Origin of the sequence: Hydrocarboniphaga effusa AP103 (assembly GCF_000271305.1) — a bacterium.
Taxonomy (GTDB): Bacteria; Pseudomonadota; Gammaproteobacteria; order Nevskiales; family Nevskiaceae; genus Hydrocarboniphaga; species Hydrocarboniphaga effusa.
In genome coordinates, this window is sequence record NZ_AKGD01000001.1 from 836,863 (window position 1) to 850,801 (window position 13,939).

Consider the following 13,939-nt stretch of genomic DNA (forward strand, 5'->3'; position numbering starts at 1 on the left):
GGCGTTGGCGACCTTCGGCTAGAAACTAGCCCACGTCCGCCGCGGGATGGGCGAGGTGCTCGAGTTCGGCTGTGAGTTCCGTCTGCGTGATGGCCGAGCGCGCTCCGATCGACTGCAGGGTACTGCGATGACGTTCCGCGTCGCGGCCGACCACGATCACCGGGAGCTCGGTGTCCAGGCGGTTACGCAAGCTGGACAGCTCGGACTCCACGCGGTCATCGTCACCATTGCCGGAGAGACTCACGATCACGGCCCGTGCGTGGCGTCGTTCGGCGACGAAGGCGATTTCATCGGCCGGCAGCCCCACACCGAGATAAACCACCTGCCAGCCTCCGCGATTGGCCGTCACCGCCGACGCCAAAGCGCCGATCTCGTGCAGCGAACTCACCGGCGCGCAGACCAACACGGTGGCGCCGATCGAGTGGACACTCTTGGTGCTCAGCAGATCGCCGACGAAGCGGCGCAGATAGGCCATCGCGAACTGCTCGTGCGCCAATCGCAACTCCCCCTGGCGACGCCGACGCAAGAGTTCGTCGGAGAGCGGCGCGACGAAGTCGTCGAACAAGGCCGTTCCGGTGAGCGTACGCGTAGCCTGCAACAGGGACTGCGACAGACCCGGGCCGTCGAGCCCCCGCACCATGTCCATCGCCAGCTCGATGAGCCGGTTCGTGGTCATCGGTATACGCGGCGAGGCCTCGACACCTGGAACGGCATCCTGTCCCACGAGCGCGCGCAGATCCTCTAGCGGCAGGTCGGCGATTTCGCTGATGCGATGACCCAGATCCACCGCCTGACGCAGCAGCACCAGGCGCTGGATTTCCCACTCGGAATACAACCGCCGACCCTTGGCGGTACGCTCCGGCACGATCGCCTCGTAGCGACGTTCCCAAGCCCGAATCACATGTGCGGTGAGGCCGGCCCGGCGGGCCGCGACGTTGATCGGGCAACGCGGAGCCTCGGTGGAATGCGGCTTCTCCAGGCTTTTTCTCGGCATGTTCATAGACGGACTGCTGCCTAAAGTTGAAGCCCAGTCTAGGAACGCAAAGCTGAATCCCGACCAAAACCGGCCAACTCCTGGCGAACCCGCCGGACCCAAGCAGGCTCAGCGAAGCCGCAATGGATGCATGCCCCCGCGTCGTACGGCCGAGCCGCAGCCGTGCCGTGAGATGGGCTCAGTCGCCCGCGATCATCATGCCGTCGATGAGCACCGAGCCGCAGCGGATGTTCGAGCGCGTATCGACGTCTCTGCCGACTTCACGGATACGCCCATACAAATCGAGCAGGTTGCCCGCGATCGTCGCGTTCTCGACCGGATATTGAATTTCGCCGTTCTCGACCCAGAAGCCGGCGGCGCCGCGTGAGTAATCCCCCGTCACGCCATTGACGCCCTGCCCCATGAGCTCGGTGACGACCAGACCCTCGCCCATTTCACGCAACAGCGAGGCATAGTCGTGCGAGCCGTGGCTCACGAGCAGGTTGAACACGCCGCCCGCATTGCCGGTGGTTTGAAGACCCAGTTTGCGTGCGGAGTAGCTGCCGAGCAGCCAGCCTCGCAGCACGCCATTCTCGACCAGCGTGCGGTCGCTCGTCGCAACGCCTTCGTGATCGAATGCAGAGCTCGACGAAGCGCCGAGCAGGAAAGGCTTCTGTTCGAGGGTGATCTGCGAAGCGAACACCGGCTTGTCGAGGTGGTCGAGCAGAAAACTCGCACGCCGGTACAGCGAGCCACCCGAGATCGCGCCGACGAAGTGGCCGAAGAGGCTGCGGGCCATCTGCGGGACGAACAGCACCGCTGCGTTGCGCGTCGACAGGCGCCGCGCACCCAGGCGCGCGACCGTGCGCTCGCCCGCACGGCGGCCGATCGCCTCGGGCGTATCGAGCAGGCGCGCATCGCGCCCGCCGTCGTACCAGTAATCGCGTTGCATGTTGCCGTTGGCGTCGGTGGCGATGACCGCGCACGAGATCGAATGCTGCGTTCCGCTGCGACGGCCGACGAAACCGTGGCTGTTGGCGTACAGCGAAACGCCGCGCTGCGTCGACAGACCCGCACCTTCGGTCTGGGTGATGCGCGCATCGACCGCCATTGCAGCAGCCTCGCAGGCACGCGCGAGCTCCACCGCGTGCGCAGGCTGCAGGTCCCAGTAATGATCGAGCTGCAGGTCGGGGAAGACGGTCGCGAGCCGATGCGGATCGGCGAGTCCCGAGCAGGGATCCTCTTCGGTGACCTGCGCGATCGCGACGGCCGCCTCGACCGCTTGGCGGATACCCGAATCGGACAAATCGCCGGTCGAGGCGCTGCCCTTGCGCTTGCCGAAATACACCGTCAGCGACAGGTCGCGATCACGCTGGAACTCGAGGCTCTCGACTTCCGATTTGCGCACGCTGACCGAGAATCCCCGCGAGTGCGAGAGCCCTGCTTCGGCCTGCGTCGCGCCCGCAGCCTTGGCTGCATCGAGGACACGCTGCATGAGCGGTTCGAGATCGACGGCAAGCGGCAAACCATCGGCGGAAGTCAAAGCAGGCGACATGGGAGCGCGGTTCCAAAAAAAGCACGGGGCCGGAGCTTAGCAGCCACTCCAGCGCCCCCCAAGCGATCTGGCCGGATTCAGGCCGAGGCCAGCCGTGACTCGCACACTGGACGCAGTCGCCACGGATCGGACGACGTATGCGATGCGATGCTTTTCGGATGAACCGGACTCGTTGCAGGCACGGCATCAAACCAAGTCCATGGACAGGAGAACCCGCATGAAAAAACCCCTCATCTTGATCGCCCTGGGTGCAATGCTGCTGGCCGGTACCGCCAGCCGCGCCCACGCGGACAACGACTACTCGCGCGCCGAACAGCGCGCGGACCGCCAGGACGCGCGCGCGGATGCACGCGAGCGTCGCGAAGACATCGCGCGCAACTCGGCCGACCAGCGTCAGGAAAATCGCCGCGATCGCCAGGAGCTCCGGCAGGACGCGCGCGATGCGCGGGAAGACCCCCGCCGCGAGATTCGCGACGACCGCCAGGAGCTTCGCCGCGATCAGAAGAACTGATCGCCCCGTTTTGAACGGTTTTGAAAAGAAAGGCGCCTCAGGCGCCTTTCTTTTTGCTCGTCTGCTCGTAGAAACCGAGCTGCCACTTGCGCTGCTTGGCCGCAGCGCGGCGCATCAACGGCAACAGGCCGGCGCCGACCAGCGATGCGCGATTGAGCCAGTGAAACGGCTGATGCAGCGGACGCGCGAAATCGACGAACAGCACCACGCGCCAACCTTCGGTGTGATTCCAGGCTTCGTGATTGAAGCTGTCGTCGAAGATCAGGCTCGCACCCTCGCTCCAGTGGCAGATCTGGTCGGCAATGCGGATGCCCGCCATCCAGCGGGGCTCGGGCACGATGAGCCCGAGGTGATAGCGCAGGATACCGTTGTAGGCCCCGCGATGCGGCGGAATGTGCTTGCCGGGTGCCAGGATGCTGAAGAACGCATTCATCACGCCCGGAATGTGCGACAGCGCCTGCATCGTCCGCGGGCAACGGCTCGCGTTCTCGCGGCAATCCATGCCGGCGCCGAGCAGCCAGAACGTCTTCCACTGATCGTCCTGCGTGATCGTGCGCACTTCATCGAGTATCTGGTGGAAGTCCGGCAGCTGCTGGCGCTGCACCATCACCTGATCGAGCTCGGCGCGAATCTCGGGCCAGTAGCGCTCCACTTCGGCCGCCCACGGAAAATCGGCGGTGTCGTACACCGGGCGATCGTCGAGCCTGGAGACCTTGGCGACCGCGGCTTCGAGCGCCTGTTCGCTGCGTCGCAGCAGCTTCGAGAGGGGGCCGCGCGCCGGCACCAAAGTATGCGCGCGCCCGAGTTTTTGAGCCTGCTCGGGCGAGATGTGCAACGGGACCGACGGTCGAGCGTCATCCATGTTTCGGCAGCCCCGATCGATGATGGGCGAAGGCGCGCGACTGTGTCGGCGCGGCCATGAATTGCTTCTGAATGTTCACGCGGCCAGGGCGGCCAGCAGCCTGCCGTGAATGCCGCCGAAATCGCCGTTGCTCATGACCAGCACGCGATCGCCCGCACGCGCCTCGGCCGTGATGGCCGCGACCAGTGCGTCGAAATCCGCATGCGTCGACACCGGCACGCGCGCGGCCGCGAGTGCGGACTGCGCATCCCACTTCAGATCGGGACGCGCATAGACGAAAGCGACGTCGGCGCCGTCGAGACTGTGCGCGAGCTCGTCGGCATGGCTGCCGAGGCGCATGGTGTTCGAACGCGGTTCGAGCACCGCGAGGATGCGCCCGCCGGGCTGCTCGCGCAGCGCCGCGAGCGTCACCGCGATCGCGGTCGGGTGATGGGCGAAGTCGTCGTAGACCTGCACGCCACGCGCTTCGCCGCGCAGCTCGAGCCGACGACGCACGCTTTGGAATCCCGGCAGCGCCGCGATCAGCGTGTCGATCGGTGCACCGACGTGCGCGGCCGCGGCGAATGCGGCGAGCGTGTTCGAGCGATTGTGCGCACCGGCCAGCGGCGTATCGACGATGCCTTTCGATTCCCCGTTTACGAACAGCTCGAAGCCCTGCCCGCGAGGCTCGGCGCGCCAGCCGGCTTCGTCGTCGAAGCGCACGACCTCGCTCCAGCAGCCCATTGCGAGCACGCGCTCGAGCGCCGCGTCGCGGCCGTTGACGACGAGCCGTCCGCTGCCCGGCACCGTGCGTACGAGGTGGTGGAACTGACGCTCGATCGCCGCGAGGTCCGGAAAGATGTCCGCGTGGTCGTATTCGAGGTTATTGAGAACTGCGGTGCGCGGCCGGTAGTGCACGAACTTGCTGCGCTTGTCGAAGAAGGCGGTGTCGTATTCATCGGCCTCGATGACGAAGCAGTTTCCTTCGCCGAGGCGCGCGGAGAGGCCAAAATTGAGCGGCACGCCACCGACCAGGAAACCGGGCTTCAGTCCGGCGGCTTCGAGCAGATAGGCCAGCAGCGAGCTCGTGGTGGTCTTGCCGTGCGTGCCCGCGACCGCGAGCACGTGGCGACCGGCCAGCACGTTCTCGGCGAGCCACTGGGGACCGGACACGTAGGGCAGGCCGGCGTCGAGCACGTACTCCATCGCCGGATTGCCGCGCGTAACGACATTGCCGACGACGACGATATCGGGCGCCGGCTGCAGGTGCTCGGGCGAATAGCCGCGCTGCAGCTCGATGCCGAGCGCTTCGAGCTGCGTCGACATCGGCGGCCAGGCATTGGCGTCCGAGCCGGTCACGCGGTGCCCGGCCTCGCGCGCGATGGCGGCGATGCCGGCCATGAAGGTTCCGCAGATGCCGAGGATGTGCAGGTGCATCAGGGCGTCCCGAGGGAAGCGGGCAGCAGGCCGAACACGCTGCCGATCGTCGAAGTGGCCAGACTCACGAAGACCTGCAGGCTGATCGAAATCAACAAGGCCACCAGCACCGCGAGCGGCATCCGGAAGCCGGCCGCCTGGCGGTAGATGGAAGCGGTGACCATGAAGCTCCAGGTCAGCAGCAACAGCAGCGACAGCGCCAGCCCCGGCGGCAGCATCGTTTCCGGGTTGTTTACCAATTCGGGATTCTGCGCGATCTGCAGGATCTGCGGCTTGAGCTTGGCGGTCGGCAGGATCACCAGCGAGGATATCACCGAGCTGGTCGCCAGCAGGGCATGGAAGGTCTGGTCGTAGCGGTTCTCGACTTGGCGCAGGCGCAGCATCGTGCGCGTGGAGAACGAAAGCGCGAACACCGTGACGACGGCGGCCACCACCGCCAGCGCCGGCGGCAGCGTGATCGAGGCGAGCAGGAAGTTGACCAGCACGGCCACCGGAACCAGTACCCGGCTCAGGCCGGGATCGAACGGAAAATCCTGCGGGCCAGCGCGAAACAGCAGGATGCGCAGGGTGGCACGGGCCACTTGAGTCAGCATGCGATGGGAGGACAAGCGAAAAGGGCAGAGCCGCTATTCTAAGCGCTCCCGTCCTGGGACATCGGTCCCCTTACCCGGAGCGCCCCCGCAACTCATGCTGATCGACACGCCTGCCGCCTACGCCGAGGCCCTGGCCTTTTTCGCCTCCAGCCCCTGGCTCGCGGTCGACACCGAGTTCGTGCGCGAGGAAACCTACTGGCCGCAGCTCTGCCTCGTGCAGGTCGGCGACCCGCGGCGCCAGGTCGCTTTCGATGCGATCAAGCTGTCCGATCTCAAGCCGCTGCTCGCGCTGCTGCTGCGCGCGGACAGCATCAAGGTGTTTCATGCGGCAAGCCAGGATCTCGAAATCTTCGTGCACCTGAGCGGCAGCGCCCCGACCCCGCTGTTCGATACGCAGCTCGCCGCGAGCCTGCTCGGGATCGGCGACCAGCTCGGATACGCCGGGTTGGTCGAGAAGCGGCTGGGGCTGAAAATCGACAAATCGCTTTCGCGTACCAACTGGTCGCGTCGCCCGCTCAGCGGGGCCGAACTCGCCTACGCCGAAGACGACGTACGCCATCTGGGCGAAATGTACCCGCCGCTGCGTGAGGAGCTGGCCCGGCGCGGCCGCCTCGAATGGCTCGAAGAGGATTGCGCTCGCCTCGCCAGGCCCGAGCGCTACCGCGTGCGTCCGGAAGACGCCTGGGACCGCCTCAAGGGCATCGGCCGGCTGCCCGCGCCGGGGCAGCATGTCGCCGCCGCGCTCGCCGCCTGGCGCGAGAAGATCGCCGAGGCGCGCAACCGCCCGCGCAAATGGATACTCGCCGACGATGCGCTCTACAAGCTCGCCGAGCGCCAGCCCGACTCGCTCGCGCAGCTCACGGCGCTGCAGGTGCTGCCGCCGAAGACCCTCGAGCGCCACGGCAACGCACTGCTGCAGGTGGTCGCCGAATCGCGCGGCTCGACGGTGCCCGCGCTCGCCCTCGACGGGCTGCTCAGCGACGCACAGAAGTCGCTGATCCAGAAGCTCGCCAACCGCAATCGCGAGATTGCCACCGAACTCGGCATTCCGCCTTCGCTGCTGGCGCCGCGCGCGGATATCGAGGCCGTCGCCCTGCAGGGGGCGTCGGCGCGGGTTCCGCTGCTCGAAGGCTGGCGCCGCCGGATCGCCGGCGAGGCGCTGCTGAAACTGTTGCCCTAGCTTCGGTTCCGGCGCGCGCAAAAAAACAGCGCCCCGCTTGGACGGGGCGCTGCCGGGTCGGTCTACGTAAGCCTCTCGCGCGACCAACGCCCGCGCGGCGACGATCAGCTCAGGACTTTGAGGATCGAGGCGAAAATCGCATCGACGTCGCCGACGCCTTCGAGCGTGACGAGCTTGCCCTGCGCCGCGTAATAGTCGAGCAGCGGCTTGGTCTCCGCGTTGTAGACCTCGATGCGCTTGCGGATGACCGGCTCGGTGTCGTCGACACGGCCTTCGATCTTGGCGCGCTCGAGCAGGCGGCGAACGATTTCCTCGTCCGGCACATGCAGATGGATGGCCTTGTCGATGGCCGGCTGGCCGAGCCGCTGGAGCATGCCCTCGAGCACGTCGGCCTGCGCCGCGTTGCGCGGAAAACCATCGAGGATGAAACCCTTGCGCGCATCGGCTTCGCCAAGACGTTCTTCGACGATGCCGATGACGATTTCGTTGGCGACCAGCTGGCCGGCTTCCATCGCGGCCTTGGCCTTCTTGCCGAGCTCGGTCCCGCCCTTCACGGCCGCGCGCAACGCATCGCCGGTGGAGATCTGCGGAATGCCGTAATGCGTGATCAGATTTTTGGCCTGCGTGCCCTTCCCCGAGCCGGGCGCACCCAGCAGAACAATTCTCATCGATTTGATTCCTACTTATGGAACAAGGTGTTGCAGCGTTGGCACAGGCGCCTGCGTAGGGCTACTTGTTGCGTGACCGCGCAGACAAACGGTAACGGCTCAAGGGCGCGGGCGTCAACGCGACCAATGGCGAGCATCGCGAAGTCTCACGTAAACTGCCGCCTCTTCGGCGTGCCGATTGCAGTGCGCCACCTCCATTCCACCCGCAAAACGAGGCAGTCCGAATCATGGGTATCGAAGCGCTGGGCCCTGGCGAAAAAGCCCCCAACGAGTTCTACGTCGTCATTGAAATTCCGGCCTATGGCCCGCCGGTGAAGTATGAAGTCGACAAGGACACCGGCCTGCTGATGGTCGATCGTTTCATGAACGTGGCGATGTCGTATCCCGCCAACTACGGCTACGTGCCGAAGACGCTCGCCGGCGACGGCGACCCGGTCGACGTGCTCGTGCTGACCCCGCATCCGGTCGTCGCCGGCTCGATCATCAAGTGCCGCGCGCTCTGCGTGCTGGACACCGAAGACGAAAAGGGAACCGACGCCAAGCTGCTCGCGGTCCCGGTCGACAAGGTCAGCAACAACGCCTACGACCACCTCAAGGATCTGGCCGACGTGCCCGAGCGCGTCAAGAACGAGATCCATCACTTCTACAGCTCCTACAAGGCGCTCGAGAAGGGCAAGTGGGTGAAGATCGCCGGCTGGCGCGATGCGGCCGCGGCTCGCGCCGAAATCGAAAACGGCATCAAGGCCTATAAAGGCTGATTCGTTTCGAAAAAGCGTTATCGAAGTGCAAAAAGATTAAGGGCCGCAATGCGGCCCTTAATCTTTTTGCACGGATGCTTCACTGAATGCTGCAATGCGACAAACTCGAGCGATAAAAAAAGACCCCGGCATCGCCGGGGTCTTTAATGACAAATTCTTAGCCTTAGAGCGGACGAATCTGCGAGGCCTGCATGCCCTTGGGGCCACGCTTGGAGACGTACTCCACGCGCTGACCTTCCTTGAGGGTCTTGAATCCAGTGCCCTGGATTTCCTTGAAGTGGGCGAAGAGGTCTTCACCGCCATTGGCCGGGGTGATGAAACCGAAGCCCTTGGCATCGTTGAACCACTTCACGGTGCCCGTTTCCACATTGCTCATGCGACGTTCCTTTAAAGCAGAAAACTAGTAGATCGAAAAAACCACACTTGCAATCTGTTCAAGGAACCACCGCAGACTTTGCGAAACGATGCTTCGAGTAAGTGAAGCAGGTAAAGCGAGACCGAGGAAAGCTTTGCTTGATCGACTGCGTCCAGGACTCTACATAAAAAAAATGGGGCTGTCTAACGGCTAAGCTGGCCGCCAGATCAAAAATCAAGTGGCCAATCGAAGGCCCATCGGAAAACCGAGAAATCTTTCTTTCCAGACTTCGATTCCGGCTCTGCACGAACACCTAATTCTTGTCATTTGGAGCGCTGCCATGAAGTGGATGATTTACGGGGCCAATGGCTACACCGGCGAGCTGATCGCACGCGAAGCCAGAAAGCGCGGCCATCAGCCGGTGCTCGCCGGCCGTTCGGCACCGAAGGTCGAAAGCCTGGGCCGCGAGCTCGGATTGGAAGCACGCGCCTTCGCTCTCGACGACACGGCCGCCCTGCTGCGCGGACTCGACGGCATCGCCCTGGTGCTGCATTGCGCGGGTCCGTTCTCGGCCACGGCCAAGCCGATGATCGATGCCTGCATCCGGGCCGGCGTGCATTACCTCGACATCACCGGCGAAATCGCGGTGTTCGAATACGCCCAGGCGCAGTCCGAAGCAGCACGCAAGGCCGGTGTGGTGATCTGCCCGGGCGTCGGCTTCGACGTGATTCCGACCGACTGCGTCGCCGCCGCGCTCAAGTCCGCGCTGCCCGACGCGACGCATCTGGCGCTGGGCTTCGATTCGCGCTCGGGTTTCTCGCCGGGCACGGCCAAGACTTCGGTCGAAGGCCTCGCCCAGGGCGGCAAGGTGCGGCGCGACGGACGCATCGTGCAGGTGCCGCTGGCCTACAGCGTGCGCCGCATCGACTTCGGCGATGGCGAGAAGCTCGCGATGACGATTCCATGGGGCGACGTCTCGACGGCCTGGTACACGACCGGCATTCCGAACATCGAGGTCTACCTGCCCGGCTCACCGAGCATGATCGCCAACGCCAGGCGGGCGAACGGGTTCCGCTGGCTGATCGGCCTGGCGCCGGTGCAGCGCTTCATCAAGCGCCGGATCGAGAAGACCGTCAAAGGTCCGGACGAAATGCTGCGCGAGAAATTGCCGACCCATGTCTGGGGCGAGGCACGCAACTCGCGCGGAACGGTGCGCACCGCGCGCATCAAGACCAGCAATGGCTACAGCCTGACGATCACGGGCTCGCTCGCGGTGGTCGAGCACCTGCTGCAGAACGAGAAACCCGGCGGAACCTATACGCCTTCGCGCCTGGTCGATGCCGAACTCGTCACACGCCTGCCGGGTTCGGGGGCGATCAGCATCGAATAAAGCTTCGTTCCCGCGCAAACGAAAAGCCCCGCACTCACTCCGAGTGCGGGGCTTTTCTGCAACCGGGATGCGCTTACTTCACGAGCTTCAGCGAGCCCTTCATCATCATCGCGTGGCCCGGGAACGAGCAGAAGAAGTTGTATTCCGGAGCGGTCAGCTTGGCCACGTCGAAGCTCACCGTATCCGACTCCCCGCCGCCGATGACCTTGGTGTGCGCGACGACGCGCGCATCATCGACCTTCAAAAAGTTGGTTTCGAGCGAAGCGCCCATGCCGTCACGCGCCACCGGGCCGTAATCGGCCGGCGTGGTCAGCACCCAGTTGTGGCCCATCGCGTTCCTGGGCAGCTTGCCCGTGTGCTTGAGCGTGAGCTTGAACTGCTTGCACGAGGCCGGCACTTCGATGCTGCTCTTGCTGAACTGCATCTGGTCGTTGGCCTCGATCTCGGTGGCGCAATCGGCCGCGAAAGCCGGCATCGCCACGCCAGCCAGAGCCAGCACCGCCAGAGGTTTCCAAAGTTGCATCATCCTGCTCCTTCAAGTGTGCGGAACGCTCTTGCCTGTGGCTTCGAGTGCCGGCACCGAAGCGCCAGCCGACGAAAGCGGCGATGGGTTGCGAGTTTCCTTAAATGGAGGCGCGATCGTAGTGGATTCTCCAGCCGGCTCTCGTCGGATTAGCCGAAAGTAGAAGATCGGGCTCAACCTCCCGCGAGGCGGGCGACCAATCAACGGACCGCAACGTTTTATTTCTGAATGAACTCGATCTTGTAGCCGTCCGGATCCTCGACGAAGGCGATCACGGTGCTGCCGTGCTTCATCGGCCCGGCTTCGCGCACAACCTTGCAGCCCTTGGCGCGCACGGCTTCGCAGGCGGCGTAGGCATCGTCGACTTCCAGGGCGATGTGGCCGTAGGCGGTGCCGAGCTCGTAGCGCTCGACGCCATAGTTGTAGGTGAGCTCGATCGCAGAGGCTACGCTTTCGTCTTCGTAGCCGACGAAGGCGAGCGTGAACTTGCCATCCGGAAAATCATTCTGGCGCAGCAAGCGCATGCCGAGCACGCTGGTGTAGAAATCGATGGAGCGCTGCATGTCGCCGACTCGCAGCATGGTGTGAAGAATGCGCATGGAAGTGTCCTGTCTGGTGAGCCTGGATGGGAGCGGCATTATCGCCGCATCGCATCGATGGTGCGCATGGCCCGGCGCCGCGCTCAGAGCGCGACGAGCGAGCGCGCGACCTCGGCGATGAGCCCCCTGGATTCGAGTTCGCTCACGGCCGCTTCGACGTCGCGATAGCGTCCCGAGAGCATCACCGCATCGCCCTGCGTCTGCGCGATCACCTCCGCCAGCTGCGGCAGCGGGCCACACATCCGCCCGACCGCGATGGCGCGCAGCTCGGGCGAATCGGTGCGCAGCACGCGCACGCTTTGCACGTGATGCAGGCGCGTGAGCACCTGCTGCACGAGCTTCTGCTGGCGCTCGGTGCCGTCGAACGACACCAGGATGCGCGAAGGCTTGCGCCCGGTGTCGGCGAGCAGGCTGTGCATCGACAGTCCGCGATGCGCGAACACCGCGGCGATCGCATGCATCACGCCCGCACGATCGTCCGCTTCGAGCACGTAGACGACGAGAGTGGACGCGCTCATGAAAGCCCCCAGCTCGTCAGACGATCGCGAATGACCTGCGACGCCGCGAGCAGGCAGTCGCGCTCTTCGCCGTCGATCTCACCCTCGCCGAGATCGATCACGCGCGACCAGCCGCGCAATCCGCAGATCACCGGCACCCCGAGCACGCCGGCCGGCCCGAACCAGTCGCTCGCCGCCAGTTTCACCTGCGCCGGAATCACGCTCTGTCCGCCGCTCAGGATCTGCTCGACCATTTCGGCGGTGATCGCAGCGGTCGACTGCGCGGTCTTGGCGCCCGAGATATGCGTGATCAGCGGCAGCAGCACCGCGCGCAGATCGGGCGGCTGCGACTCGGCGTGGCGAAACGCCTGCTCGACTTCGTTGCTGCGCACGAGCTGCGCGAGCACGGCTTTCTCGGTCATCACGCTCGCCGCGAAATCCCCCGGATGCCGATCGCCGCGCAGCTTGCGCAGGGCGGCGGCGTTTTCGGCCTCGTCGAAACCGTAGATCCAGAAGCGCGACAGTATCGGCACCAGCGCATCGCCGTGCTCGCCGAGCATGTAGCCGTGCACACGCTGCCGGCGCACGCCGAAGTCGGTCGCGATCTCGCGACGCAGTCGCATGCTGTCCTGATACGCCCCCATGCCGAACACGCGGCGCGGATCGAGATGGCGCGAAAACACTTCGACGCCGAGCTCGACCGGGTTGGTGACGATGATCACGAGCTCCTCGCCATGCCCGTGCCGGGCCAGCGAACTCGCGTACGACTCGAAGACCTCGCGATTGGCCAGCGCCAGATCGTGGCGGCTGATCATCTGCGTGCTCGAAGTCGGCGCCGTGCGGCCTGCGCAGAACAGGATCAGGTCGGCGGCGACGTCCTCGGGCGACAGCGCCACGTCGATCTCGGGCGTGATTTCGGCGAAGGCGTCGTGCAGATCGGCTCGCAGCCCGTGAAGGGCACTGGCGCTGCCGCCCTCGCGCCGGCCGACGAGCTGCAGTCGCTGGCGCGGGGTCAGCAGCTGCCGCGAGATGATCTGGACCGCGAGTGCCCGGCCGACATCGCCGTTGGCCCCGATGATGGCGATGTCCATCCTGCTACCGGCTCCTCCAATAGGTCTCAAGCATTCATGAGCGCACTTCGCCACAAACCAGCGCAACCCACCACAAGATGGCGATGCAGACACCAATTCGTGCCAATTAGAATCGTAAGTAGCTGATTCAGAAGCATCAGCATATTGGAACAGCGCTTGCCATCGCATGAGGAACAATCCCTACAGGAGTCCTCACGATGCGCAGCATCCTCGCCCTCACCCTCTCCACCCTGCTTTCGGCGACCAGCTGCGCGGCGATGGCCCGCGAGCACACCCAGGTCTGCGATTACAAGCTGCATTACGACGTCCGGAGCGATGCCGACGGTCTGAGCCTGCTGGAATCCAACCAGGAACGCGTGCGCATCGAGCCCGGGCGGCTTCGGGTCGACGGCGAGTCGGTTTCGCTCACGCCGAGTGAACAGCGACGACTGCAGCATTACGCACGCGACCTGCGTCGCTTCACGCAGGAAGCCACGAGCGTGGCGCTCGAAGGCGTGCAGATCGGACTCGAAGGCGCGACCCTCGCGGTGACCACGCTGACCGGCAAGCCGCTGGCCGCCGACACCCGGGCGCGCATGCAGGATCTGCAGCGACGCTTCGCCGAGCGCTTCGACGGCCGACTGCTCTCGGCCGATTCGTTCGGCCCCGATTTCGATCGCGAGATCGACGCCTCGGTGGACGAACTCGTCGACGAGCTCGCCGAGCAGGCGCTCGGCGGCGCCGGCAGCATGCTGTCGCTCGCGCTGTTCGCACCGTCCAGGCTCGAAGCGCGCGCCGCGCAGGTCGAACAGCAGGTCACGCAGCAGATCCAGGTCCGCGCCGATGTCCTCGAACGCCGCGCAGAAGGCCTCTGCAAACAGGTGCAGACGCTCGACGGACTCGAAAATTCACTCGGCCGCTTCGACCTCTTCAGTATCGACGGGCCGTCGATCTGAGCCGAACCTGCGCCGGCAGGCCTTGCAGGTGAT

Annotated in this window: 16 protein-coding genes; 5 read left to right on the plus strand and 11 right to left on the minus strand. The window is 65.1% G+C overall.

Going from position 1 to position 13,939, the window contains the following annotated elements; translation table 11 throughout:
• Positions 1 to 25: 25 nt before the first annotated feature.
• Both WQQ_RS03710 and pmbA read right to left on the minus strand, forming a co-directional pair.
• Positions 26 to 1,000, minus strand: a complete 975-nt coding sequence (locus tag WQQ_RS03710) for a MerR family transcriptional regulator (RefSeq protein ID WP_007183719.1) — start codon at positions 998 to 1,000, stop codon at positions 26 to 28.
• A gap of 172 nt (positions 1,001 to 1,172) precedes the next feature.
• On the minus strand, positions 1,173 to 2,528 hold the full coding sequence (gene pmbA, locus WQQ_RS03715; RefSeq protein ID WP_007183720.1) for a metalloprotease PmbA: 1,356 nt from the start codon (positions 2,526 to 2,528) through the stop codon (positions 1,173 to 1,175).
• A 217-nt stretch (positions 2,529 to 2,745) separates the two neighbouring features.
• On the opposite strand from pmbA, the gene WQQ_RS03720 reads away from it, so the two are divergent.
• Positions 2,746 to 3,039 (plus strand): hypothetical protein, encoded by a 294-nt coding sequence (locus WQQ_RS03720; protein ID WP_007183721.1) that lies wholly within the window; start codon positions 2,746 to 2,748, stop codon positions 3,037 to 3,039.
• Positions 3,040 to 3,076: 37 nt separating this feature from the next.
• Here the strand turns inward: WQQ_RS03720 and WQQ_RS03725 are convergent, their stop codons facing one another.
• From WQQ_RS03725 to WQQ_RS03735, 3 genes are all read right to left on the minus strand, one after another.
• Positions 3,077 to 3,901, minus strand: coding sequence for an aspartyl/asparaginyl beta-hydroxylase domain-containing protein (locus WQQ_RS03725; RefSeq protein WP_007183722.1), 825 nt, complete (start codon positions 3,899 to 3,901; stop codon positions 3,077 to 3,079).
• Between the two features lie 75 nt (positions 3,902 to 3,976).
• A complete protein-coding gene (mpl, locus tag WQQ_RS03730; protein WP_007183723.1) occupies positions 3,977 to 5,317 on the minus strand; it encodes a UDP-N-acetylmuramate:L-alanyl-gamma-D-glutamyl-meso-diaminopimelate ligase in 1,341 nt (446 codons plus the stop codon).
• On the minus strand, positions 5,317 to 5,898 hold the full coding sequence (locus WQQ_RS03735) for a hypothetical protein (RefSeq protein WP_007183724.1): 582 nt from the start codon (positions 5,896 to 5,898) through the stop codon (positions 5,317 to 5,319). The genes mpl and WQQ_RS03735 overlap by 1 nt, the downstream gene beginning before the upstream one ends.
• Positions 5,899 to 6,004: 106 nt before the next feature.
• Between WQQ_RS03735 and rnd the strand changes: the two genes are divergently transcribed.
• Positions 6,005 to 7,090: a ribonuclease D gene (rnd, locus tag WQQ_RS03740; protein ID WP_007183725.1), complete on the plus strand. Its 1,086-nt coding sequence runs from the start codon at positions 6,005 to 6,007 to the stop codon at positions 7,088 to 7,090.
• Positions 7,091 to 7,194: 104 nt separating this feature from the next.
• Here rnd and WQQ_RS03745 read toward each other — a convergent pair whose 3' ends face one another.
• Positions 7,195 to 7,758, minus strand: a complete 564-nt coding sequence (locus WQQ_RS03745) for an adenylate kinase (protein WP_007183726.1) — start codon at positions 7,756 to 7,758, stop codon at positions 7,195 to 7,197.
• A gap of 227 nt (positions 7,759 to 7,985) precedes the next feature.
• Between WQQ_RS03745 and ppa the strand changes: the two genes are divergently transcribed.
• Positions 7,986 to 8,516, plus strand: a complete 531-nt coding sequence (gene ppa, locus WQQ_RS03750; RefSeq protein ID WP_007183727.1) for an inorganic diphosphatase — start codon at positions 7,986 to 7,988, stop codon at positions 8,514 to 8,516.
• A gap of 163 nt (positions 8,517 to 8,679) precedes the next feature.
• Here ppa and WQQ_RS03755 read toward each other — a convergent pair whose 3' ends face one another.
• Positions 8,680 to 8,892 carry a cold-shock protein gene (locus WQQ_RS03755; protein ID WP_007183728.1) on the minus strand — a complete coding sequence of 71 codons (213 nt, stop codon included), beginning with the start codon at positions 8,890 to 8,892 and terminating at the stop codon, positions 8,680 to 8,682.
• A gap of 319 nt (positions 8,893 to 9,211) precedes the next feature.
• Between WQQ_RS03755 and WQQ_RS03760 the strand changes: the two genes are divergently transcribed.
• Positions 9,212 to 10,261: a saccharopine dehydrogenase family protein gene (locus tag WQQ_RS03760; protein ID WP_007183729.1), complete on the plus strand. Its 1,050-nt coding sequence runs from the start codon at positions 9,212 to 9,214 to the stop codon at positions 10,259 to 10,261.
• Between the two features lie 73 nt (positions 10,262 to 10,334).
• On the opposite strand, the gene azu is transcribed toward WQQ_RS03760, so the two are convergent.
• From azu to WQQ_RS03780, 4 genes are all read right to left on the minus strand, one after another.
• Positions 10,335 to 10,787: an azurin gene (gene azu, locus WQQ_RS03765; protein WP_007183730.1), complete on the minus strand. Its 453-nt coding sequence runs from the start codon at positions 10,785 to 10,787 to the stop codon at positions 10,335 to 10,337.
• A 215-nt stretch (positions 10,788 to 11,002) separates the two neighbouring features.
• Complete coding sequence (gloA, locus tag WQQ_RS03770) at positions 11,003 to 11,383, minus strand: lactoylglutathione lyase (RefSeq protein ID WP_007183731.1); 381 nt, start codon at positions 11,381 to 11,383, stop codon at positions 11,003 to 11,005.
• 83 nt (positions 11,384 to 11,466) lie between these two features.
• Positions 11,467 to 11,901: an ACT domain-containing protein gene (locus tag WQQ_RS03775; RefSeq protein WP_007183732.1), complete on the minus strand. Its 435-nt coding sequence runs from the start codon at positions 11,899 to 11,901 to the stop codon at positions 11,467 to 11,469.
• The gene (locus WQQ_RS03780; protein WP_007183733.1) at positions 11,898 to 12,971 is read right to left on the minus strand and encodes a lactate/malate family dehydrogenase; all 1,074 of its coding nucleotides are present in this window, start codon (positions 12,969 to 12,971) and stop codon (positions 11,898 to 11,900) included. The genes WQQ_RS03775 and WQQ_RS03780 overlap by 4 nt, the downstream gene beginning before the upstream one ends.
• A gap of 197 nt (positions 12,972 to 13,168) precedes the next feature.
• Here WQQ_RS03780 and WQQ_RS03785 point away from each other — a divergent pair, with 197 nt between their 5' ends.
• Positions 13,169 to 13,906: a DUF2884 family protein gene (locus WQQ_RS03785; protein ID WP_007183734.1), complete on the plus strand. Its 738-nt coding sequence runs from the start codon at positions 13,169 to 13,171 to the stop codon at positions 13,904 to 13,906.
• Positions 13,907 to 13,939: the final 33 nt, after the last annotated feature.